This window comes from Abiotrophia sp., from assembly GCF_057275535.1.
The window spans coordinates 81,708-104,326 of record NZ_DBHIRJ010000003.1 but is presented as its reverse complement, the minus strand read 5'-3'; the positions used below and the strand labels follow the sequence as shown (position 1 = coordinate 104,326).

Sequence of the window (22,619 nt, the reverse complement as noted above, 5' to 3'; positions counted from 1 at the left end):
ACCATGGCAGAATTTTTACTTGAAATTGGCATGGAAGAAATTCCTGCACGCTTCCTCTTAGATTTATCACAACAATTAGAAAAGCGGGTGGCTGACTTCTTAGCAGAAGAGCGTTTAGCTTACGAGAGTCTCAGCGCCTATGCTACTCCACGCCGTTTGGCGGTACAAGTCCATGGCTTGGCTGAACGTAGCCAAGATGTGTCTACCAAGGCAAAAGGCCCATCCCTTAAAATCGCCAAAGACGCGGAAGGCAATTGGACTAAAGCAGCCCTTGGCTTTATTAAAGGCCAAGGGGCTAGCCAAGAAGATGTGATTGTAGAAAGTATCAAAGGTGAAGACTATATCTTCGTGAACAAGCATTTGCCAGGTCAAGCTGCAGACCAAGTCTTGTCAGGACTTAATCGTGTCTTAGAGGCCATGACCTTCCCAGTTACCATGACTTGGCATGACTATGAGATTCCATTCATCCGTCCTGTTCACTGGATTGTGGCCCTCCTAGACCAAGAATTGGTGCCTTTAGAGTTTGTTGGCGTTAAATCAGACCGCATCTCTCGTGGCCATCGTTTCTTAGGCCATGATGTGACCTTGGCAAAGGCCACAGACTATGTGGAGGCTTTGCGTGAGCAACATGTCCTAGTAGACTTTGAAGAACGTCGGGCTAATATCCGCCATCAATTGGCTGATTTAGCTTCTGCTCAAGGCTGGCAGGTACCAGTTGATGAAGACTTGCTAGAAGAAGTGACTGCTATTGTGGAATGGCCGACCGTCTTCTATGGCGACTTCGAAGAAAAATACTTATCAGTGCCACACTGTGTCTTGATTACCGCCATGCGTGATCACCAACGTTACTTCTATGCCTTAGATGCTAAAGGTGAGCTCTTGCCTGTCTTCATTTCAGTACGTAACGGGAATGATCAGCACCTAGCCAACGTCGTCAAAGGTAACCAAAAAGTCTTGCGGGCTCGCTTGGAAGATGCCTTATTCTTCTATCAAGAAGACCTCAAACATGACTTGAACTTCTTTGTCGATAAACTAGCTAACGTTAATGAACACTTTAAGTTAGGAACTTTGGCTGACAAGCAAGCTCGCGTCGGCGCCTTAATTAGTCAACTACAAGGGGACCTGAACTTAGATCAAGCGTCTTATGAGGCAGCTTTACGTGCTAGCCAAATCTACAAGTTTGACCTCATGACTCAAGTGGTTGGCGAGTTCGACGAACTCCAAGGTCAAATCGGGGAAATCTACGCTCGTCATTACGGGGAAGATGCCTTGGTGGCCCAAGCTATTGGGACCCAGTACCTGCCAACGACTAGCGGTGGCGTGCTGCCTGACCAAGATGCAGGTGCACTCTTGGCCTTGGCTGATAAGCTTGACACCTTGTTCCAATACTTCAAGGTTGGCTTAATCCCAACGGGTTCTAACGACCCTTACGCTCTTCGTCGTACGGCTATGGGGATTGTGGAAATCCTCTTAGATCGTGGTTGGGAATTAGACTTGTTACCAGTCTTTAAGTACTTAGTGGAAGCCTATGAGGGCGACCAAGAACTCTTGAAGCAGCTAGCTGATTTTGTCTGGGCACGGGTTGCTGTGCATTTACGTAACCAATCAGTTGATATGGACCAAATCCAAGGGATTGGGGCAGCTAATCACTTAGAAGTAGGCAAGGCCAACTATGTAGCCCATTTCCTCAAGACCCACAAGGATAAGAACCCAACGGCCTACAAACGCTTCTTAGAAGCCATTACCCGGGTGGTCAATCTGGGGGCCAAGGTTCAAGAAGAGGCTCAGCTTAACTTAGACCTAGCCCAAACGGATTCTGAGGCTAAGCTACTTGAAGCCGCTGCTAAAATTGACCAATACAAGATTTCAGTTGATGCCCTCTATATGTATCTGGATAACCTAGTACCGGTGATTGAAGCTTACTTCAATGACAACAAGGTTAATGCCGATGATGAAACCATTCGAGCTAACCGTTTGGCTACGCTCAAGGTGCTGACAGAGGCTGTCTTGGAACTCTTTGATTCACGCTTATTGATTAATAAATTTTAAGACTCAGCTAGATGAGTTAGAGAAAGGAGTGCTTTCAATGTCGACCTTTTTAGATCGTGCAAGGGTCACAGTCAAAGCTGGTAAAGGCGGCGACGGTATGGTGGCCTTCCGACGCGAAAAGTATGTCCCAGATGGCGGGCCGGCCGGCGGTGACGGCGGTCGAGGTGGCAGTGTCATCTTCCGAGTGGATGAAGGCCTGCGGACCCTGATGGATTTCCGTTATAATCGTCACTTCAAGGCCAAGAACGGCGAAAATGGTATGAGCAAAGGCATGTATGGTAAGGCTGCGGAAGACTTGATTGTGTCAGTTCCACCAGGTACCATCATCCGCGATGCGACGACTGATAAATTGCTAGCCGACCTAGTAGAGCAAGGCCAGGAATGTGTGGTTGCCAAGGGCGGTCGTGGTGGACGTGGCAATATTAAATTCGCTACCCATAAGAATCCGGCTCCTTCCATCGCCGAAAATGGTGAGCCAGGTGAAGAAGCCGACCTGCAATTAGAATTGAAGGTTCTGGCCGATGTAGGGCTGGTAGGTTACCCAAGTGTAGGGAAATCAACCCTCTTGTCTGTCATTAGTAATGCCAAACCTAAAATCGCAGACTATCAATTTACGACCTTGACCCCTAACTTGGGTGTGGTCAAACTCAATTACGACCAGGAGTTTATCGTAGCCGATATGCCAGGTCTGATTGAAGGAGCTTCGCAAGGGGTAGGCTTGGGGATTCACTTCCTCCGCCACATTGAGCGGACTAAAGTCTTGTTGCATGTCATTGACATGGCAGCGACTCATGAACGGGATCCCTTCCAAGATTACCTCGATATCATGCACGAGCTAGCTTCTTATCACGAGAAATTACTCTTACGTCCTATGGTCATTGTGGCCAATAAGATGGATCAGAGCCAGGCCCAAGAGAATTTACCTAGCTTCAAGCAGAAGCTAGAAGACTATTGTCAAAAAGAAGGCCTAGACTTGCCAGCTATTTTTGAAGTATCTGCTTGGCAAGCCAAGGGGCTCAAGACACTCTTGGCCTTTACCTATGACTTGGTCCAAAATTCTGACTTTATTCCTTTATTCGAGGAAGAGCCAGAAGAAGTGCATTACCAATTAGAAGAGGAAGTGCCATTCACCTTGACCAAGCTCGATGCGGGTTACTGGCAATTGTCAGGGGCTAAGATTGAAAAACTCTATGCCATGACCAATATGGCCCACGATGAGAGTGTGGCGCGTTTTGCCCGCCAATTGCGTTCCATGGGTGTGGACCAAGCCTTGCGTGAAGCAGGGGCCGAATCCGGTGATTTAGTCGATTTAGCCGGCTATCAGTTTGAATTCATGGATTAAGGGGAGGGGATGTGCATGACCGATAAAACATCTACCAAAAGTCCTCGTTTGGCCTTTTTCGACGGCTATCGTGGGGTCTTAATCCTCTTAATTCTGACCTATTATTTCTTCCAGCATATCTTGCCTGGGGGCTTTCTAGCTGTTAATGCCTTCTTAATGGTGGCAGGTTTCTTCGCCTTCCGTCATTTCTATACAGCCCCAACGCTAAGAAAATCAGTTTCTGTCCGGTCCTATCTCAAGTCTAGACTGGAACGGATTTTCTTTCCAACCTTGTTCATGGTCTTGCTGGTAGCAGCCTATATTGCCTTGTTTGCGCCGGATTATTTCTATAATTTGCGCAATATGGGCTTTTCTAGCCTTTTCTTCGTCAACAACTACTATCAGATTTTGTCCAACCAATCCTACTTTGTCCAGGCGGCCAATCCTAGTGCCTTTACCCATTTATGGTACATTTCCATCTATGCTCAGCTGATTCTTTTGACGCCTTTTGTGGTCAAAGTAGTCTATTCTTGGCATCGTAATCCGGCTACTGCTGCCATTATGTTGGTGACTCTATCCATTGCTTCTGCAGTGCTTCTAGGTTATCTCTACCAAGATGGGCAGGATCCAAGTCGGATTTATTATGATTTGTTGACGCGGGCCTTTGCCTTTACCTTTGGTGGGGCATTAGGGTATCTCTTCCCAGTACATCTCAAGCCAAAAGCTATATCCAAGCGTCAGCAACAAGTCTTTAACGGGATTGGGATTGCCAGTGTCATTCTGATGACCTTTATGTTGCTCTTTATGTATGGGACGCAACCCTTTGCCTATCGTTTTGGGATGCTACTATTCACTTTACTGTCCATGGTTTTTGTCATTGTCAGTCTCCATCCCTCTACTTGGCTACATAAGTTCTTAAGTCTGCCAGTCTTTACCTTCTTCGGTAAACGCAGCTTATCCTACTACCTATGGTTTTATCCGATTCACTTGGTCATTCCAGACCGTTTGAATGGCTTCCATAATATTTGGATTTCAGTCGGTGTTCAGTTCTTACTGATTATGTTGATGGCGGAAATCTCCTATCAACTCTTTGAACGTCGTCGCTTGATTTTGCCATTTGGTCAGGATTTCAACTGGAAACAAACCCAAGCGCGGGTGCGTTACCTGGTTCAGCACCGGGCTAGCCTTTGGGGCATTAAGACGCTGGCGATTAGCTATCTCTTAGTTTCAACTATTGGTTTAGTAGCTTTGGCTATTACGCCAGAACAGAAGAACAAGGCAGCCGATGAGTTAGCAACAGTCATCGAATCTAACCAAAAATTAGTGGAAGAGACCAAGGAGCCTGAAAGTCAGGAAACCAAGGTCATTAATAATATTGAAGGCCTAAACCGCCAAGAACTCCTACAAGCCAATGCCCTTGAAGTAACCTTTATTGGGGATTCCATCCTATTGGCTTCGGCTGATAAGGTAAAAGAAGTCTTTCCTAAGGCAATCGTTGATGGCCAGATTGGTCGTCAGCTTTACCAAAGTAACGAAGTGATTAATAGCCTTAAGGCCTCTGGTAAACTCAAGGGAACAGTAGTGACAGTCTTAGGTTCTAATGGGACCTTTACCGACGGTCAGCTTAATGACTATATTAATGCCATTGGGACGGACCGGGAGCAGTACTTTGTCACTTCTTCGGTTGATAAGGTCTGGGTAGAAGATGCCAATAATCGTCTCTTTGCTGCGGCTAATCGCTTCTCCAATGTCAAAGTGATTGACTGGCGAACCTTCGCTAAGGGCCACAATGATTGGTACTATGAGGATGGTATCCATCCAAACCCAACCGGCGCCTTGGAATTTGCTAAATTCGTTGCCAATCAAATTTCGCAAAATCGCTAATCGATTGGCAAGTCTAACAGAAAGGAAATGAGCATGAAGTTATTATTTTTAGGTACTGGGGCGGGTGTCCCAAGCCGCAATCGTAATGTGAGTGCTCTAGCCCTCAAACTCCTTGATGAACTCAATGAGGTTTGGTTATTTGATTGTGGTGAAGCCACCCAACATCAAATCTTAGAAACCTCGCTTAAACCTCGCAAAATCACTAAAATTTTCATTACCCACCTACATGGCGATCATATCTTTGGTCTGCCTGGTTTCCTTAGCTCGCGTTCCTTCCAGGGGGGCGATCAGCCCTTGACCCTTTACGGGCCACCGGGTATTAAGGACTTTGTCGAATCAGCCTTACGCTTGTCTAAATCGCGCCTCTTATATTCTCTAGAAATCGTCGAACTGTCACCTAAAGGAGGTCGTTTGGATTTAGGTAAGGGCTGGCTAGTTGATTATCAAGCTCTCAACCATGGTATTCTAAGCTTTGGCTACCGAATCATGGAGCCAAGAACCAGTGGCGAGCTCTTAGTAGATCGCTTGGCTCAGTATCAGATTCCTAATGGCCCGATTTTTGGTCAGCTTAAACGCGGTGAGGCTGTCACCTTAGCTGACGGCACCGTCCTTAACGGACAGGATTTTCTAGCGCCAGCCAGAGAGGGAAGAGTAGTCACCATCTTGGGAGATACCAAGACCTGTGATGCCATTCAAGAACTGGCTCAAGATGCTGATGCTTTAGTACACGAATGCACCTTTGAAGAAAGTGAAGCCCGAATGGCTGCGTCCTATCACCATTCGACTAGCCGTCAGGCCGCTCAAGTGGCACGGGCAAGTAATGTTAAAGCCCTCTATCTAACCCATATTAGCGCTCGCTATATGGGAAGAGACGCCAAACAATTAGAAGACCAAGCGCGCCGTATTTTTGAAGGAGCGAGACTGGTCTATGACTTTGATGAGTTTGATGTGATAGGAGGAGATAGCTCATGTCAAGAAACCTAGATAAGCAAGTCGTAATCATCACGGGTGCGACTAGTGGTATTGGCCAGGCTGTGGCCAACCAATTGGCCCAAGAGGGCTGTAAGCTAGTATTGGCTGCCAGACGTCAGGACCGCTTGCAGGCCCTTGCTCAGAAACTTCAAGAGCAGTGGGGTACAGAGGTTCTAGTCCAGATAACGGATATGTCTCAGCCTCAAGCGATTGAGGCATTGGTGGCGGCTACAATTGAAACCTTTGGTCGTATTGACATTCTATTCAGTAATGCGGGGTATGGAGACTTCCAAGCCTTCTCGGAAAATCAACCTCAGCAAGTAGTGGATATGTTCCAAGTCAATGTCTTCGGCATGATGTACTTGAGCCAGTTGGTGGCCATCCAGCAGTTAAACCAAGGTGGGCTAGGTCAAATTCACTTAGTAGGGTCTATTGCAGGGAAAATCCCGACCGCTATGACTAGCGCTTATGCAGCGTCTAAGGCGGCTATTATCGCTTATGCTGACGCCTTGAGACTGGAACTCTATGAGACAGCTATTCAAGTCTCCACCATTAACCCAGGCCCAGTTAAGACAGCCTTCTTCGACCGTTCGCCACAAATGCTAGCCTACGCCCAAGTAGTCGAGGCCTTCAGTCTTGAAGCAGATGAGCTGGCTAGTCGCATTGTAGCCAATATGAAACGCAAGCATGTCAAACGAGAATTGAATCTACCTTGGCAGTTAGCCTTTGCCTCAAAACTCTATCACTTATGCCCACAAGTCGGTGATTTTTTAGCTGCACGCTTGTTTAATTTGAAGGAGGAATAGCCCATGCGTCAACAATGGAAATTAATCTTAGGTGTCTGTGCCGTTATTCTAGTGGTAGTATTCGCTCTACAAAACGTTAATAATGTGCAGGTCACTTTCTTGTTCTTCCAAACCCAAATGCCTATGGTCTTAGTCTTATTGATCTCAATTTTGTTCGGCTTATTAATTGGTTTCTTGTCTTCTTTATCCAGTCACATGGCCAATCGTACAGCCATTAAGAACCTAAATAAGGAGCGCGATGCCCTCAGCAAAGAACAATCTAATTTTGAGACGACTAAGGCGGAATTAGAAGCCCAATATCAGGCTAATCTTGAAGAAAAGAATCAAGAAATTGCAAACCTTCAAGAAGCCTTAGCTGATTTGAAGACACAGCTTGAAGCCCAGTCTCAAAGCCAAATGCAAGAAGAAGAGACAAGTGACTTAGAGCTTGATTTGGATCAATCAGCCCAAGAACTTGAAGACAGTGTGGATGAATTTGAAGAGAGTTTGCAAGATGATGAGGATCCTCAGGTTTCGAGGGGGTAGAGCATGAACTTGACACACTATGAGTGGCACTACCGAAGCTTGCCGGACAATTGGCAAGACAAGGTGGCTGAATGGCAGCAAGCCGGTTTAGGCTATAGTGACACTTTTCTGCGGCTATGTTTGGCGCGTGGACTTGAGACTTTAGAAGAAATCAAGGACGCGACCAATCAGATGCCCCAAACCTTCCACGACGCATTCCTCCTTTATGACATGGACGGCGCTGTGGAAAGAATCCAAGTAGCCATTGAGGACCAAGAAGTCATCTTAATTTACGGTGATTATGATGCTGACGGCATAACCTCAACCTTGATTCTCTATGAGACCTTGGAGATGTTAGGCGCCCGGGTCATTTACTATGTTCCCAATCGCTTGGTTGATGGCTATGGGCCTAATTTGGCTCGCTACCAGGACTTTGTGGCACAAGGCGTTCAGTTGATTTTGACTTGTGATAATGGGGTGGCAGGTTTTGAAGCCATCGAATGGGCTATGCAGGCTGGTGTGGATGTTATTGTGACGGACCATCATGAGGTCCAAGCCAGCTTGCCTTCGGCATATGCTGTGGTGCATCCCAGACATCCACAAGGCCATTATCCCTTCCCGGATTTGAGTGGAGCAGGGGTGGCCCTGAAGTTGGCCACAGCCTTATTAGGCGAAGTACCAACTGAGTTAGTGGAGTTAGCAGCCATTGGGACAGTCAGTGATGTAGTCTCCCTGCGTGACGAAAATCGGACCATTGTCTTGAGCGGTCTCCAGCTCATGCGTGATACCATGCGCATTGGCTTGCGCTTACTGCTTGAAGAAGAGCAAGTCGATATGGAAAACTTGACGGCTGACACGATTGGTTTTACCATTGGACCTCGGCTCAATGCGATTGGCCGTTTGGGAGACCCGACTCCGGCTTTAGAACTGCTTAAAACCCAGGATGAGGAAGAAGCCCAAGAACTATTAGCGTTAATTAATGAAAAAAACCAAGAACGTAAGGACTTGGTAGCTAATATTATGGATCAGGTTAGCCAAAGACTGGGACAGGGACCGATTCCTCCTATAATTATTGAGTCAGACCCTAGTTGGCCAGCTGGGGTTGTGGGGATTGTGGCCGGTCGCTTGAGCGAACACTACCAACGTCCAGCCCTAATCTTCCAGTATCAGGCAGATAAAGGTCAATACAAGGGGAGTGGACGTTCGACAGAAGCTGTCCATCTCTTTGACTGGTTGACAGATATTAAGGAGCACCTGGCCCAATTTGGTGGCCATGCTCAGGCGGCAGGTATGACAGTTAATCAAGATCAATGGCAAGACTTTGTCACAGCCCTGCATGCCAAGGCTCAAGCTCAAGCAGTAAGTGAGCCTAGAAAAGCACCCTTGACCATTGATTTGTCCTTGAAACTTTCGGAAGTAGGGACTGATTTTATCCAAGAAGTCCAGTTACTGGGTCCCTTCGGTATGGATAATGATAAGCCAGTCTTTGCCTTTGAGGAGGCCAAGCTCAACCAAGTGCGATTGATTGGGACTAATGGTCAGCATGCTAAACTAGTCCTAGGACAGGATGGGCAAGAGCTTAATGCCATTGGCTTTGACTTTGCAGATCGTATGCGAGATAGACAAGTAGGAGATAGTTTGACGGCCGTAGGTTATTTGGACTTAAACAAATGGCAGAATCGGGTCAGCCCTCAATTGCTCCTGTCTGATCTTGGGGTCTCAGGTGCTGCCTGGTATGACTGGCGAGCCAGTGGTCAACAAGGCCGCCTCTGGCAACTGGATCAAGTGGTCTATCTTTGTCAGCGTCAAGCAGTCAAGGCTCAAGTCAGTTCCCGCCTTCAGCCCGGTTCGGCTCTGATGACTTATCAAGAAGCTCAAGAGGCCAATCTTAGCCATTATCAAGGCTTGGTGCTCTTAGAGCCACCCAAGCAAATGGCGGATTTGGACCAACTGCTACTTGCTCAGGACTGGCAGGCCTTCTACTTGGTGCTTTATGCCCAAGAATCTAAGTATCTGGCAGGTTTGCCGCAACGTGCTGACTTTGCTAAACTCTATCGCTGGTTAGTCAGTCAGGAACCCTTCAATTTGCGGGCTAGATTAGCTGAAATCAGTCAAGGACTGGCCATTAATCCAGTTCAACTCAAATTAATGTTTCATGTTTTCTATGAAGCAGGTTTTGTATCTATTGAAGCGGGGCAAGTGGCAGTCCAAGAGGCGAGTCGCCATCAGAACACTAACTTGGAAGAAACTGCTGCCTACCGGGCTTATCAAGCTGCTATGGACAGCGAAGAAGCCTTAGTCTTTGCCACCCTCGACCAAATAAAAGAATATGTTAAAAGAATTAGGAGTTAAGTCATAATGGAATTGAAAAATTATATTGCTAAAGTCATGGACTATCCAAAAGAAGGCATTGTTTTCCGTGATATTACCCCTCTCATGGCAGACGGTCCAGCTTACCACGAATCAGTTAAACAATTAGTGGACTACGCTCGTGAATTACAAGTAGATGTGATTGTAGGGCCAGAAGCGCGTGGCTTTATCGTAGGCTGCCCAGTTGCTTATGAATTAGAGATTGGTTTTGCCCCAGTTCGTAAGAAAGGCAAATTACCCCGCCCAACGGTCGATGTGGACTATGAATTGGAGTATGGTACCGCAACTTTAACCATGCACGAAGACGCCATTAAACCAGGCCAACGTGTCCTCATCACCGATGACCTCTTGGCAACAGGTGGGACCATTAAAGCCTCTATCGACCTAGTTGAAAAATTAGGCGGCGTTGTCGTTGGTTGTGCCTTCCTAATTGAACTCGTTGACTTAAACGGGAAAGAAAAATTGGCAGGCTACGACTACAAGGCTTTAATGCAATACTAAAAGCATCAAAAATATGCCCCCAGTCTTAGACTGAGGGCATGGCTATAAGAGACTTAGAAATAACGGTAAAGCGAGACAACCTTACCCAGGATAGTCACCTGAGGCAGAATGATATCGTCCATGTGGTCATTTTCTGGCCGTAAGATGACGTAATCGGACTTCTTGAAGAAGGTCTTACAGGTGGCTTCATTATCCTCGGTCATAGCAACCACGACGTCACCATTATTGGCGCTTGCTTGACGGCGGACCGTGATGTAGTCCCCATCAAGAATGCCAATATTAACCATGGATTCACCCTTAATTTCTAGCATGAAGAGTTCGCTAGGTTCATAGCGCTCTAAGCCAGGTGGAATAGGGTAGTAATCTGTGGCATGTTCGATGGCCAGAATAGGCGCACCAGCAGCAACTTGACCTAGCAAGGGAATTTGTTGGGGTTGAATACCCAAGGCTTCCTGGGCTAGGGGAGAAAGTTCGATGGCTCGAGTCTTGCTGGCGTCACGAATAATATAACCAGCCCGTTCTAAACGTGCTAGATGGCCGTGTACAGTTGAAGTAGAAGCAAGTCCTACTGCTGCACCGATTTCCCGAACAGTAGGGGGATAGCCGTTGGCTACAATGGCCTCATGGATACATGAGAGTATGGTTAATTGTTTAGTGGATAATGTCGTCATGTCCTCACCTTCCTTATATCTTAAGCCTATTATAGCACACCTATTGTCCAAAATGCAAACGAATGTTCGTGGAGGTATCCAATGTTATCACCAGAAAAAATTGAGCGCATCAATGTCTTAGCACGTAAGAAGAAAAGTGAGGGTTTAACCCCTGAAGAAGCCCAAGAACAAGCGGCTTTACGCCAAGAATACTTGGCTAGCTTACGCCATGGCATGCGCAATCATATTGAAGGTATGAAGATTGTCGACCAAGAGGGGACCGATGTGACTCCTGACAAACTCAAACAGATTCAAAAAGAAAAGAAAATTCATAACCGTCATTTAGAAGATTAGACTAGGCTTTTGACGGAAAGTTGTGTAAAATAGAAGAGTAATATGAAAAGAAAGTGAGGAGAAGGCAGTGCAAACATGGATTTGGTTAATCATTGTCGTAGTCGCCTTAATCGGCGGATTTGTTGGTGGCTTCTTTATGGCGCGCCGTTACATGATGAAATACTTTAAGGAAAACCCACCGATTGATGAGCGCATGATTACACAAATGATGGCTTCAATGGGGCAAAAACCATCTAAGAAGAAGGTTCAGCAGATCATGGCCCAAATGAAGGTACGTCAATAATCAAAAGAATTTAAGTCCGCCTAGTGGTGGACTTTTTCTTATCCAGGTGCTTTACTTACAGATGAAAAGTCCCAGCAAACGTGGTACACTATAAGAGTATTGAAAGTCAAATTGAGGAGGAAGCTCTATGTCTATTATCAAGGAAAATTTCGACAAACTCATTGCTGAGAAAGAACTACCAGCTGAATACTTGGAGATTGAGGGAGGTCACCATCTCTATCGTTTCCGTTTTGGCGTAACCCCAGTACGTGACTTGATTGTGGAAGTCATCGTTCAAAATTCAGATTTACCTTATTGTGATGCTCAAGTTATCTACCGCCATGTTCATATGCTGAAAGACTATAAGCAACGTGCGCAGGCCTTGGAATTGATTAACGAGTTAAATGAAACTCGCACCGGTTATTTTGCCCTTTATTTAGCGGGTGATGGGGAAATCTTCCAACGCAACTTGATGCGCGCTAGCGTGGACCCACAACCGCTCTATGAAACCATTGTCTATGGTTCAGCGATTGCGAAGGATATGGTAGAAGCCTTAACTGCTGGCTTAGGACCTTCTGCTGAGGTGTAAAACTTCATGCTGACGTCTTTTGTTCGCTCCAGTCAAGGACAAAGAATCCTGTCCGGCGTCGTATTATGGCTTTCAGCCCTTTGTTTTGCAGTTGCCCTCAACTTATTCTATGTTCCTAATCTGATTTTTTCTAATGGCGTGCCTGGTTTGGCGCAAATTATCTTGGCCATCTTCAAGGATACGCCCCTAGCGAATCTCTTAACGGCCGGTAATCTCTATTTCATTCTCAATATTCCCTTGATGATTTTGAGTTGGCTCTATCTAGGACGGCGTTTTTCAATCTTGACCGTGACCAGTATTTTCCTGTCCACCTTAGTAAGTAACTGGGTGCCGATTCAACAAGTGACCGATAATACCTTGTTAGCTGCAATCGCTGGTGGGGTGATTTCGGGTATCGGGGTCGGCCTCTTGATTAAGTTTGGTATGTCCAGTGGAGGCTTTGATATTATTGCCCTCTTGATTGCTAAGAAAACAGGGCGCAATGTCGGCTTTATGTCCTTTTTGACCAATGGTTTGGTCATAGTAGGAGCTGGTTTCCTCAATAGTTGGGAGTATGCTCTCTACAGTTGCATTGCCATCTTTATTGCAGGCATGGTCATTGATGCTATCCATACAGGTGAGCAACGTTTGACTGCTTTTGTGATTTGCCAAGACCCTAACCGAGTGGTCAAGGCCATTCAGGAACGGGTCATTCGTGGCGTCACTCTCTTAGAAGGGCAGGGTGCCTTTTCGCATCAGCCTAAGCAAGTCCTAATGGTAGTCTTAAGCCGTTATGAACTCTATGATTTGCAGCAAGCGGTGCTTTCGGTTGATTCCCAGGCCTTTATTAACGTGGTCCAGTCCACCATGGTGACCGGTAATTTCTTAAATCGTCAACAACAGGCCGACTTGAGAAAAGAAACAGTTATCTAATGATCAAATCCCTTCTGATAGTTTCAGAGGGGATTTTTAGTTTAAATCGTTTCAATCAGAGGCAGAGTTTGTTATAATATAGTGGAATTTGAAGACAGGAGGGCTTGGCATGGCTGACTTAAGTAAGGTACCTGCGCACGTTGCGCTCATTATGGATGGGAATGGCCGTTGGGCTAAGAAACGTTTCCTACCTCGGGTGGCAGGACACAAAAAAGGTGTCGATACCATCAAGAAAATCACTAAACGTGCTAATCAACTGGGCGTTAAGATGCTGACGGTCTATGCCTTCTCAACCGAGAACTGGAAACGACCTGAACAAGAAGTCAGCTTCTTAATGAAGTTGCCTAAGGAGTTCTTTGCCAAGTTTGTGCCTGAATTACTGGAACAGAATGTGCGGATAGAGACCATTGGCGATTTGGAAGGCCTACCTGAAGGGACACGCAAAGTACTCAAGCAAGCTATTGCCGATACAGCTCATTGTACTGGCCTGATCTTGAACTTTGCCATCAACTATGGCTCTCAAGACGAAATTAGTCATGCAGTTCAGGCCTTAGCCCGTCAGGTAGCTGAGGGCACTTTGAAGCCGGAAGACATCACCCCTGACTTAATTGGTCAAAATCTAGAAACCGCCAAGTTTGGGGCCTTAGCCAATCCGGACTTGATTATCCGGACCAGTGGGGAAGAGCGTCTCAGCAACTTCCTACTCTGGCAGGCGGCTTATAGTGAGTTCTATTTCACTGAACGCCTATGGCCTGATTTTGATGAAGGCGATTTTGACCAAGCCCTAGCGGTCTATGCCAACCGACAACGACGATTTGGAAAGGTGTTGGATACTGAATGAAAGTAAGAGTGATCAGCGCCCTGGCGGCCTTAGCCGTCCTAATTCCGGTTGTAGTGGTAGGGGGCAAGGTCTTTACGGGCATGTTCTTAATTTTAGGGATTATGGCCCTCTTTGAATTAGCTAATATGAAGAAGATTGAATACTTCAACTTGGTTGGGGTCATTGCGACCATTGCCGTTGCCCTTATGATTCTGCCCAGTAACTACCAATCTGCCTTGATTCCAGGTCTGAAATTTACCTATCTCTTCTATATTTGCTGTATGCTGCTTTTAGTCCTAACGGTCTACGAGTACAAGACCTTTAATATTGAGGAAGCGGCCTTATTGATTTTTGGCGCCCTCTATATAGGCTATGGCTTCCGTTACTTGATTGAGTTACGACAAATTAGTTTGGACTTAGTTATTTTCCAATTTGCTATTATTTTTGCAACGGATTCTGGGGCTTATATCGTTGGCCGACGTTTCGGCAAGCATAAGCTAGCGCCTCAATTGAGTCCTAATAAGACTATTGAAGGTTCGCTGGGTGGAATTGTCAGTGCAGTCGTCATCGCAGTGCTCTATAATTACTTCTTCGACCCACATTTGGGTGGTTCGGAACACTATATTTTACTAGCCATGGCCTTGTCAGTTTTAGGTCAGCTGGGAGATTTAGTAGAGTCAGCCTTTAAGCGGCATTTTGGGGTCAAGGACTCTGGCAAGTTCCTGCCGGGCCATGGCGGTGTCTTAGATCGCTTTGACTCAACCCTTTTTACCAGCTTTCTACTCATGACCTGGTTTAACTGGTTAAAATAGTCCTCATGTCAACCAAACTCTATCTTTTGAGTTTGGTTGACTATTTTTGCATTATGGGCCTAATTAGGGTATATTTAAGAGGTTAAGTTAAGCAAATTTTTGAATTGAAATAGATAAAGGAAGTTGACCATGCAAGCATTGATTGTCTTTTTACTTGTTTTTACAGTTATCGTAAGTATTCATGAATTCGGCCATTTTTACTTTGCCCGTAAGGCTGGTATCCTAGTGCGCGAATTTGCCATTGGGATGGGGCCTAAGCTTTTCAGCCATCAGGGCAAGGACGGCGTACTCTATACCATTCGCATGATTCCCCTAGGAGGATATGTTCGTCTAGCAGGGCTAGGTGAGGATCAAGATGCAGTTCAAGCCGGTATGCAAGTAGGCCTTGTCCTGAATGAAGCCGGGCTAGTGACCCGCATTAATACCTCGAAAGTGGCCCTTGAAGACGAAGTGCCAGTGCAAGTGGATCAGTTGGATTTAACAGATGCCATGACTATTACGGGCTTACCGCTCGGCAGTCAAGACTTAGTTACCTATCAAGTGGATCACAAGGCCCGCATCATTGAAGCAGACGGGTCTAGTATCCAAGTGGCACCGCGTCAAGTCACTTATGGCGCCGCTAAGCCATGGGCTAAGTTCATGACCAATGTAGCGGGACCTATGAATAACTTTATCCTCTCTATTTTAATCTTTGTTGTAGTGGCCTTTGTCCGCCCAGGTGGAGTACCGGTTGAGGCCAATGTCTTAGGTTATATTGAACCAGATTCGCCTGCTGCACAAGCAGGTCTGCAGTCAGGTGACCGGATTGATGCCATTGGGGAAAGCAAGGTTTCCAACTGGCGTCAAATGGTGCAAGCTATTCAATCCAAGCCAGGTCAAACGGTAGATTTCTCTGTCCATCGTGGTGACCAAGACTTGACATTGCCAGTTGCTATCCGGGCGGACAAAGTGGAGCAAGCAACTATTGGGAGAATTGGCGTAGCGCAACCAGTAACTCAAGATATCTGGGCCAAAATAGCATATGGCTTCACCGCAACTTGGTCTCAAATTACGGGTGTAGCAGCAGCTATTGTAGGTATCTTCCTTCGTGGCCTCAACCTCAATCAGTTTGGTGGGCCCGTGGCAATTGCTCAAATTACCTCTAAAGCAGCCTCTGAGGGGATCATGCCTGTGCTATTCCTAACTGGCTTGTTGTCAGCTAATATTGGCGCCTTCAACCTATTGCCAATTCCTGCCTTGGATGGTGGTAAGATTGTCCTTAATGCCATTGAGGGTGTGCGAGGCAAGCCCCTATCACAAGAAAAAGAAGGGGTTTTAACCATCATTGGGGCCCTAATCTTGGTGGCCTTTATGTTGGCTGTCACCTGGAATGATATCAGTCGACTCTTCCCACAATAGTCTTGAATAAGAGATCTACCCAGGGTAGGTCTCTTTTTAGCGTGGCCATCAGGTGATTTTAGAGGGGGCTTATGCTATAATAAAAAGGTATGCAAATCACCGTGGACGGAGGGAACTTATGGCCAAGAATCGCCAATTATTCGAACATCTATTGGACCAAATTGGGCTGCAGGACGCAGACATGCTGGCCCAACTATCCCAGACTCAAATCGAATCTGTTAAGGTTCACGCTAAGTCTGGTGAATGGCATTTTACCTTAAGTCAGGTAGAACGTCTCCATCCTCACGTCTATGAAGCCCTTCTGCACCATATGCGTCTAGCCTTCGAGGGCATTGCCAAGACTGAAGTCTGGTGGAATTATCAAGCACCGACTAAACTAGATGAGAGTCAAATGCTAGATTACTGGCAATCCATTTTAGGGGTAATGGGCCAGGAGTCGAGCTTTATTAAGCGCGCTTTGGCTAATGCTACTTATCAGGTCAAGGATGGCCAAATCCAAGTTGGCTTGGCGACTGAAGATCAAGTTCAGGTGGTTAAAACCCGCTATGACCAAGCCTTCAAACTCAAACTGGCCCAAAACCAATTGAATGACTGGGAACTAGTCTACCTAGTAGATGATCAGGTAAGTGAACAAGCTAAGCTACAAGCTCAGCAGCATCTGGCTTCTGAGATTGAACGCGAGCGGCAGGAATTGGCTCAATTAGAACAACGACGCCAAGAACAAAGCAAGGTAGTTGTAGAGAATAGCGACATTCCTCAAATTGGTAAGGACATCCCAGATACGCCAGCTATTTCGATTCAGGAAGTCTACGACAATCCCTTTAATCAGATTATTGAAGGTTATATTTTTGACTATGAAGTCCGCGAACTCCGCTCAGGTTCCCAGCTCATGATTATGAAGGTGACCGACTATACTTCCTCCATTACGGCTAAACTGATGGCAGGGCGTAACATTAAGAAGGAATCCTTTGGCCTCTTCAAAAAGGGGGATTGGGTCCGTCTGGAAGGTAGCCTTAAGTCTGATAACTTTACGGGAGAGATGGATTTCTCGCCGCGTAGTATTCGCAAAATCTCCAAGGCCTCACGTCAAGACCAGGGGGTGGACGGCGCTAAGCGGATTGAGTTGCATTTGCACTCTAATATGAGTCAAATGGATGCTACCAATAAAGTAGGGGATTTGATTGCCCAAGCAGCTGCCTGGGGCCATTCGGCTATTGCCATTACCGACCATGCGGGCGCTCAGGCCTTTCCTGATGCCTATGCGGCAGGTAAGAAACATGGTATTAAGGTTCTCTACGGGATTGAAGCCAATGTGGTCAATGACGGTGAACCGATTGCCTATAATCCACAAGCCATTGACTTAGATCAGGCGACCTATGTTGTCTTCGACGTGGAGACCACGGGTCTGTCTTCTGTCTATGACCGCATCATTGAATTAGCAGCGGTTAAAATGCGGGATGGCGAGGTCATTGATACTTTCGAAGCCTTTATCAATCCGGGTTATCATTTGTCGGCCATGATTACCGAATTGACTGGAATCACGGACGCTATGTTAGCCGATGCGCCACCAGAAGCAGAGGTCATGGCGCGCTTCGCTAAATTTTCCAAAGATACCATTCTCGTGGCTCACAATGCGAGCTTTGATATGGGCTTCCTCAATAAGACCTATGCGCGTCTGGGCATGACAGTACCTGATCAGCCCGTTATTGATACGCTGGAGCTGTCACGTTTGGTTAACCCTGACATGCGTTCCCATCGTTTGAATATCTTGGCTAAACATTATGGCGTGACCTTGGAACAACACCACCGGGCCGTTTACGACTCTGAGACAACTGGTTATGTCTGCTACAAGCTATTGGATCAAGCCAAAGAACAATACGGTATGGTCCGTCATGACCAGCTCAATGAACAAGTAGGGAAAGGGGACAGCTATAAACAGGCTCGACCTTTCCATGCTACCTTGATTGCTAAAAACCAAGAAGGGCTTAAAGATCTCTTTAAGTTAATTTCAGCCTCCAACGTTCAATACTTCTTCCGCGAACCTCGTATTCCACGTAGCTTGTTGACCAAGTATCGGGACAATCTCTTAGTTGGGACAGCTTGTTCCAATGGGGAAGTCTTTACTGCCATGATGCAAAAGGGCTACGATGAAGCGGAGAAGCTGGTAGATTTCTATGATTACATTGAACTCCAACCTAAGTCGGTCTACGGTCCCTTAATCGAGACGGAATTAATTCGTAGCGAAACTGACTTAGAAACCATCATGAAAGAAATGGTCCGTCTGGGTCAAGACAAGAACAAGCTAGTAGTGGTAACAGGAGATGTCCACTACTTGGAACCTAAGGATGCTATTTACCGCGAGATTCTCTTGCGTTCCATGAAGATTAATGCCAATCGGACCTTGCATCTGCCGCCTGTTCATTTCCGCACGACAGATGAGATGATGGCAGAATTCGACTTTATGGGGCGGGACCAGGCCTATGAGCTTGTCATCACCAATCCTCAGAAGATTGCCGACATGGTGGAAGAAGTTGAAGTTATCAAGGACAAACTCTATACGCCAAATATTCCTGGCGCCAACGAAGAGATTACTGAACTCTCCTATAAACGAGCTAGGGAGCTCTACGGCGATTCTCTGCCTGAGATTGTAGAGAAGCGGATTGAAAAGGAACTTAAGTCCATTATTGGTAATGGTTTTGCCGTTATTTATCTGATTTCGCAGAAGTTGGTCCACAAGTCGGTTTCTGACGGTTATCTCGTGGGTTCCCGGGGTTCGGTGGGCTCTTCCTTAGTGGCGACCCTGACGGGTATTACGGAGGTTAACCCACTAGCTCCACATTATTATTGTCCAAACTGCCAATATTCGGAGTTTATTGCTGACGGTTCGGTTGGTTCGGGTTATGACTTGCCAGCCAAAGACTGTCCTCACTGTGGCCACGCCCTTAACAAGGATGGGCAGGATATCCCATTCGAAACCTTCCTTGGCTTCTATGGCGACAAGGTACCCGATATTGATTTGAACTTCTCTGGGGCCTATCAACCGCGCGCCCACGCCTACACCAAGGAACTTTTTGGGGAGGACTATGTCTATCGGGCAGGAACCATTTCGACGGTTGCGGAACGCACTGCCTTTGGTTATGTCAAAGGCTATCTAGAAGTAGCCCAACAATTCCTACCACAAGCTGAGAAGGAACGTCTAGCGAAAGGAATTGAAGGGGTCAAACGCACGACCGGTCAGCATCCGGGCGGGATTATTGTTATTCCAGACTATATGGATGTCTATGACTTTACGCCTATTCAATATCCTGCCGATGAAGTGACAGCCGAATGGCGGACTACCCACTTCGACTTCCATTCCATTCACGATAACGTGCTCAAGTTAGATATTCTAGGGCACGATGATCCAACCGTTATTCGTATGTTACAAGACTTATCAGGGATAGATCCTAAGACAATTCCACCAACCGATCCGGATGTCATGAAAATCTTTTCCAGTCCCGAAGTTCTAGGGGTAACACCAGAGCAAATCTTCTCTAAAACAGGTACGCTAGGGATTCCTGAGTTCGGGACAGGCTTTGTACGAGGTATGTTGGAAGAATCCAAACCAGCGACCTTTGCCGAGCTACTGCAAATTTCAGGTCTCTCTCACGGGACCGATGTTTGGTTGGGGAATGCCCAAGAGTTAATTAAGAACAAGATTGCGCCTCTTGCTAAGGTAATCGGCTGTCGTGACGATATTATGGTCACCCTGATTTACTATGGTTTAGAGGACGGCTTAGCCTTCAAGATTATGGAGTCCGTCCGTAAAGGGAAGGGGATTCCAGAGGATTGGCAGGCAGAAATGCGGGCCAAGAAGGTGCCTGAATGGTATATTGATTCCTGTTTGAAGATTAAGTATATGTTCCCTAAAGCCCACGCGGCGGCCTATGTCCTCATGGCCTTGCGGGTTGCTTACTTCAAGGTTCACATGCCTATTATGTACTATGCTGCTTACTTCTCAGTGCGGGCAGATGACTTTGACATTGTGGCCATGCACCAAGGGAAGGAAATGGTTAAGCGCCGTATCAAGGAAATCAATGATAAGGGCTTTGATGCTTCGGTTAAGGACAAGAACCTCTTAACGGTCTTAGAATTGGCTAATGAGATGTTGGAGCGTGGCCTTAGCTTCCAAATGATCAGTCTAGAGAAATCTGATGCCGACCGCTTTATCATTGAGGGCAATAGCCTGATTCCGCCTTTCCGGGCTGTACCTGGTTTGGGTGCCAACGTGGCCCAACAGATTATTAAGGCGCGTCAGGAAGCCCCATTCCTGTCTAAAGAGGACTTGCAAAAACGCGGCAAGGTCTCAAAGACCATCCTTGATTACTTGACTGAACATGGTGTCCTTAATGGCCTACCTGACTCGGATCAACTCAGTCTCTTTTAATGTATGACAACGTCTGCCTAGTGGCAGGCGTTTTTTACTGTTTTGACACCTCCTTGTAATATAGGCAGGTTTGCTTCTTCATAGATTTGCTATCCTTTAGTCGTCCTATTTGCAATTGTGTATCACTATATTTAATCTGATTTAGAACAGCAAACTGGCAACTAGCCTGCAGAAACGCTAGGTGTAAGGGGATACGGATATGTGTAATGTTCCTCTTTTTTAAAGAGATACTTTATGATTTTAGATATATAGGAGTAAATCTAGCCTATAAATGAGAAAACATCTCACAAATATTAGTATAAAATTTACAGCAAGTAAGAGGGGTTTAAGTTACAGCTTATTTCTCTTTAAGCCTAAATCTATGTCTTACAAAGCTTGGTATATAGCGTAAAGCAAGGTTTTTTACAGGTGTTAAGTATGTTTCAGTCTAGTGAAGAAAGCCCTAATAGCATTGTGAGGCTATAAATTTCTAGATATAATAGAGGCATAACTTAAAAAAACATTGGAGGTTTTATAATGAAGCACACCAATACGGTTTATCGCTATGCGATCCGTAAGCTCAAAGTCGGCACTGCTTCAATCGCAGTAGCGGCCTTGATGTTCCTGGGTTCTGGGAATAACCTAGTTAACGCAGCAGATTTGAACCAAGAATCAGCTTTCGTTGCCAATGCAGGTTCATCAGAAATTGAGCAAATAGAAGAGAAGCTTCCGAGTCAAGGGCTCCCTAACTCTGACTTAGATGTGGACACTAAGGCACTGGAAGCAGACAAATCGCCTGTAACCAATACTGAACCCGTTGAAATCAACACCCCCGTTCCGGTAGAAGAAGCAGAATCTATTGCCTCTGAACTAGCTAATTTAGATTTGCCTGAGGATGTAGAATCACAAGATTCAGCGACTCAAGAGGCAACAATTAAGGCTTTGGCTAAGGATGTTTCAGATGCAAAAGAAAATCCAGCAGAAGAAGCGTCAAGTTCAGACCAAAAAGCAAGTTTGGCAGAAGCAGAATCAACTATAGCTAAGCAAGCCGCGGTAGTTAATGGTGCCAATGAGGCGGAAGAAGTTAAACCATTGGCTAATGCTAACAATACTTCTGATAACAAGCTTGTCTTGCCTCCTGGCTTTACACCAGATTTATTTAAGGAAGGGGCTTATACAGCTAGTCAGATTGACGCAATTGCTAAACCTGGCCGTGCCCTTAACACCTATAAGTCAAATGAAGCTGACAAGAATCGTATTGTTGATGTCAACAACTTGACTGAGGAACAACGTAAAGAGTTATCTCTCTACATTGCTAACTTAATCAACCCAATCCGTCAACAATTTGGCAAACAACCTTTTAAGGTTAACGCAGGTTCTTTGAACGCGGCACAGAAGGTTGCTAATGCTTACCAAGAAGATAACTGGTATGCTTGGACTAATAGCCATGACGTCAATGCAACGACACGTGCCTTGGCTAATGTGGCCAATGGTTGGGGTGAAAACTTAGCAACCATTAGTCCAAATACGACGACCATGGATTCACTTAAGCAACAATTCCATTACCAAACTGTTTGGATGCTTTTCGATGATAGCCATGCTAACTTCGGACACGCAAGAAACTTCTTGCTCTTCGAAAACCCATATGGTAACAAGGATGTCTACTTAGGGGTTGCGACCAACCGTGCGGGGGCGAACGACAGTAGCAAGTTTGGTACCCAGTACTATACCATGTTCGCACCAAAAGATGGCGCGACTGAGTTTACGCCTGGTAATGACTACTCAAACGATAGTCAACCAACACAACCGACTCAACCAACTGAGCCAACTCAGCCAACGCAACCGACTGAACCAACTCAGCCAACACAACCGACTGAGCCAACTCAGCCAACGCAACCGACTGAGCCAACTCAGCCAACGCAACCGACTGAACCAACTCAGCCAACACAACCGACTGAGCCAACTCAGCCAACGCAACCGACTGAACCAACTCAGCCAACACAACCGACT

At 46.2% G+C, this 22,619-nt stretch carries 18 protein-coding genes; 17 read left to right on the top strand and 1 reads right to left on the bottom strand.

Features of this window, described 5'->3' with window-relative positions:
* Positions 1–3: 3 nt before the first annotated feature.
* Genes glyS through ACO53F_RS03130 form a run of 8 tightly spaced genes read left to right on the top strand, consistent with a single transcriptional unit; the run spans position 4 to position 10,407 of the window.
* Positions 4–2,049 carry a glycine--tRNA ligase subunit beta gene (glyS, locus tag ACO53F_RS03165; RefSeq protein WP_485137272.1) on the top strand — a complete coding sequence of 682 codons (2,046 nt, stop codon included), beginning with the start codon at positions 4–6 and terminating at the stop codon, positions 2,047–2,049.
* Positions 2,050–2,086: 37 nt separating this feature from the next.
* Positions 2,087–3,391, top strand: a complete 1,305-nt coding sequence (gene obgE / locus ACO53F_RS03160; RefSeq protein WP_485137271.1) for a GTPase ObgE — start codon at positions 2,087–2,089, stop codon at positions 3,389–3,391.
* A 15-nt stretch (positions 3,392–3,406) separates the two neighbouring features.
* Entirely contained in the window at positions 3,407–5,254 is a 1,848-nt protein-coding gene (locus ACO53F_RS03155) for an acyltransferase family protein (protein ID WP_485137270.1), read from the top strand.
* 33 nt (positions 5,255–5,287) lie between these two features.
* Complete coding sequence (gene rnz, locus ACO53F_RS03150; RefSeq protein WP_485137269.1) at positions 5,288–6,238, top strand: ribonuclease Z; 951 nt, start codon at positions 5,288–5,290, stop codon at positions 6,236–6,238.
* Positions 6,223–7,032 carry an SDR family NAD(P)-dependent oxidoreductase gene (locus ACO53F_RS03145; protein WP_485137268.1) on the top strand — a complete coding sequence of 270 codons (810 nt, stop codon included), beginning with the start codon at positions 6,223–6,225 and terminating at the stop codon, positions 7,030–7,032. Before rnz ends, ACO53F_RS03145 begins: the two co-directional genes overlap by 16 nt.
* A 3-nt stretch (positions 7,033–7,035) precedes the next feature.
* Positions 7,036–7,557, top strand: coding sequence for a LapA family protein (locus ACO53F_RS03140; protein ID WP_485137267.1), 522 nt, complete (start codon positions 7,036–7,038; stop codon positions 7,555–7,557).
* A 3-nt stretch (positions 7,558–7,560) separates the two neighbouring features.
* Entirely contained in the window at positions 7,561–9,888 is a 2,328-nt protein-coding gene (recJ, locus tag ACO53F_RS03135) for a single-stranded-DNA-specific exonuclease RecJ (RefSeq protein ID WP_485137266.1), read from the top strand.
* Positions 9,889–9,894: 6 nt separating this feature from the next.
* Positions 9,895–10,407 (top strand): adenine phosphoribosyltransferase, encoded by a 513-nt coding sequence (locus tag ACO53F_RS03130; RefSeq protein WP_023392013.1) that lies wholly within the window; start codon positions 9,895–9,897, stop codon positions 10,405–10,407.
* Between the two features lie 53 nt (positions 10,408–10,460).
* On the opposite strand, the gene lexA is transcribed toward ACO53F_RS03130, so the two are convergent.
* Positions 10,461–11,078 carry a transcriptional repressor LexA gene (gene lexA / locus ACO53F_RS03125; RefSeq protein WP_485137265.1) on the bottom strand — a complete coding sequence of 206 codons (618 nt, stop codon included), beginning with the start codon at positions 11,076–11,078 and terminating at the stop codon, positions 10,461–10,463.
* A gap of 81 nt (positions 11,079–11,159) precedes the next feature.
* Here lexA and ACO53F_RS03120 point away from each other — a divergent pair, with 81 nt between their 5' ends.
* From ACO53F_RS03120 to ACO53F_RS03080, 9 genes are all read left to right on the top strand, one after another.
* Positions 11,160–11,411, top strand: a complete 252-nt coding sequence (locus ACO53F_RS03120) for a DUF896 family protein (RefSeq protein WP_485137264.1) — start codon at positions 11,160–11,162, stop codon at positions 11,409–11,411.
* A gap of 67 nt (positions 11,412–11,478) precedes the next feature.
* Complete coding sequence (locus ACO53F_RS03115; RefSeq protein WP_023392016.1) at positions 11,479–11,694, top strand: YneF family protein; 216 nt, start codon at positions 11,479–11,481, stop codon at positions 11,692–11,694.
* Between the two features lie 127 nt (positions 11,695–11,821).
* A complete protein-coding gene (locus ACO53F_RS03110; RefSeq protein WP_023392017.1) occupies positions 11,822–12,262 on the top strand; it encodes a hypothetical protein in 441 nt (146 codons plus the stop codon).
* 6 nt (positions 12,263–12,268) lie between these two features.
* Positions 12,269–13,174, top strand: a complete 906-nt coding sequence (locus tag ACO53F_RS03105; protein ID WP_485137263.1) for a YitT family protein — start codon at positions 12,269–12,271, stop codon at positions 13,172–13,174.
* Positions 13,175–13,283: 109 nt separating this feature from the next.
* Positions 13,284–14,015, top strand: a complete 732-nt coding sequence (gene uppS / locus ACO53F_RS03100) for an undecaprenyl pyrophosphate synthase (RefSeq protein WP_485137262.1) — start codon at positions 13,284–13,286, stop codon at positions 14,013–14,015.
* A complete protein-coding gene (locus ACO53F_RS03095) occupies positions 14,012–14,806 on the top strand; it encodes a phosphatidate cytidylyltransferase (protein ID WP_023392020.1) in 795 nt (264 codons plus the stop codon). Before uppS ends, ACO53F_RS03095 begins: the two co-directional genes overlap by 4 nt.
* Before the next feature lie 129 nt (positions 14,807–14,935).
* Entirely contained in the window at positions 14,936–16,204 is a 1,269-nt protein-coding gene (gene rseP / locus ACO53F_RS03090; protein ID WP_485137261.1) for an RIP metalloprotease RseP, read from the top strand.
* 118 nt (positions 16,205–16,322) lie between these two features.
* Positions 16,323–20,630, top strand: coding sequence for a PolC-type DNA polymerase III (locus ACO53F_RS03085; protein WP_485137260.1), 4,308 nt, complete (start codon positions 16,323–16,325; stop codon positions 20,628–20,630).
* Positions 20,631–21,146: 516 nt separating this feature from the next.
* Positions 21,147–22,619: SEC10/PgrA surface exclusion domain-containing protein (locus ACO53F_RS03080; protein ID WP_485137259.1), on the top strand; the 1,473-nt coding region annotated here is incomplete at its 3' end.

Coding starts and splice junctions, on each gene's coding strand:
- glyS (WP_485137272.1), top strand. CDS start 4: ATGGCAGAATTTTTACTTGAAATTGGCATGGAAGAAATTCCTGCACGC.
- obgE (WP_485137271.1), top strand. CDS start 2,087: ATGTCGACCTTTTTAGATCGTGCAAGGGTCACAGTCAAAGCTGGTAAA.
- ACO53F_RS03155 (WP_485137270.1), top strand. CDS start 3,407: ATGACCGATAAAACATCTACCAAAAGTCCTCGTTTGGCCTTTTTCGAC.
- rnz (WP_485137269.1), top strand. CDS start 5,288: ATGAAGTTATTATTTTTAGGTACTGGGGCGGGTGTCCCAAGCCGCAAT.
- ACO53F_RS03145 (WP_485137268.1), top strand. CDS start 6,223: ATGTCAAGAAACCTAGATAAGCAAGTCGTAATCATCACGGGTGCGACT.
- ACO53F_RS03140 (WP_485137267.1), top strand. CDS start 7,036: ATGCGTCAACAATGGAAATTAATCTTAGGTGTCTGTGCCGTTATTCTA.
- recJ (WP_485137266.1), top strand. CDS start 7,561: ATGAACTTGACACACTATGAGTGGCACTACCGAAGCTTGCCGGACAAT.
- ACO53F_RS03130 (WP_023392013.1), top strand. CDS start 9,895: ATGGAATTGAAAAATTATATTGCTAAAGTCATGGACTATCCAAAAGAA.
- lexA (WP_485137265.1), bottom strand. CDS start 11,078: ATGACGACATTATCCACTAAACAATTAACCATACTCTCATGTATCCAT.
- ACO53F_RS03120 (WP_485137264.1), top strand. CDS start 11,160: ATGTTATCACCAGAAAAAATTGAGCGCATCAATGTCTTAGCACGTAAG.
- ACO53F_RS03110 (WP_023392017.1), top strand. CDS start 11,822: ATGTCTATTATCAAGGAAAATTTCGACAAACTCATTGCTGAGAAAGAA.
- ACO53F_RS03105 (WP_485137263.1), top strand. CDS start 12,269: ATGCTGACGTCTTTTGTTCGCTCCAGTCAAGGACAAAGAATCCTGTCC.
- uppS (WP_485137262.1), top strand. CDS start 13,284: ATGGCTGACTTAAGTAAGGTACCTGCGCACGTTGCGCTCATTATGGAT.
- ACO53F_RS03095 (WP_023392020.1), top strand. CDS start 14,012: ATGAAAGTAAGAGTGATCAGCGCCCTGGCGGCCTTAGCCGTCCTAATT.
- rseP (WP_485137261.1), top strand. CDS start 14,936: ATGCAAGCATTGATTGTCTTTTTACTTGTTTTTACAGTTATCGTAAGT.
- ACO53F_RS03085 (WP_485137260.1), top strand. CDS start 16,323: ATGGCCAAGAATCGCCAATTATTCGAACATCTATTGGACCAAATTGGG.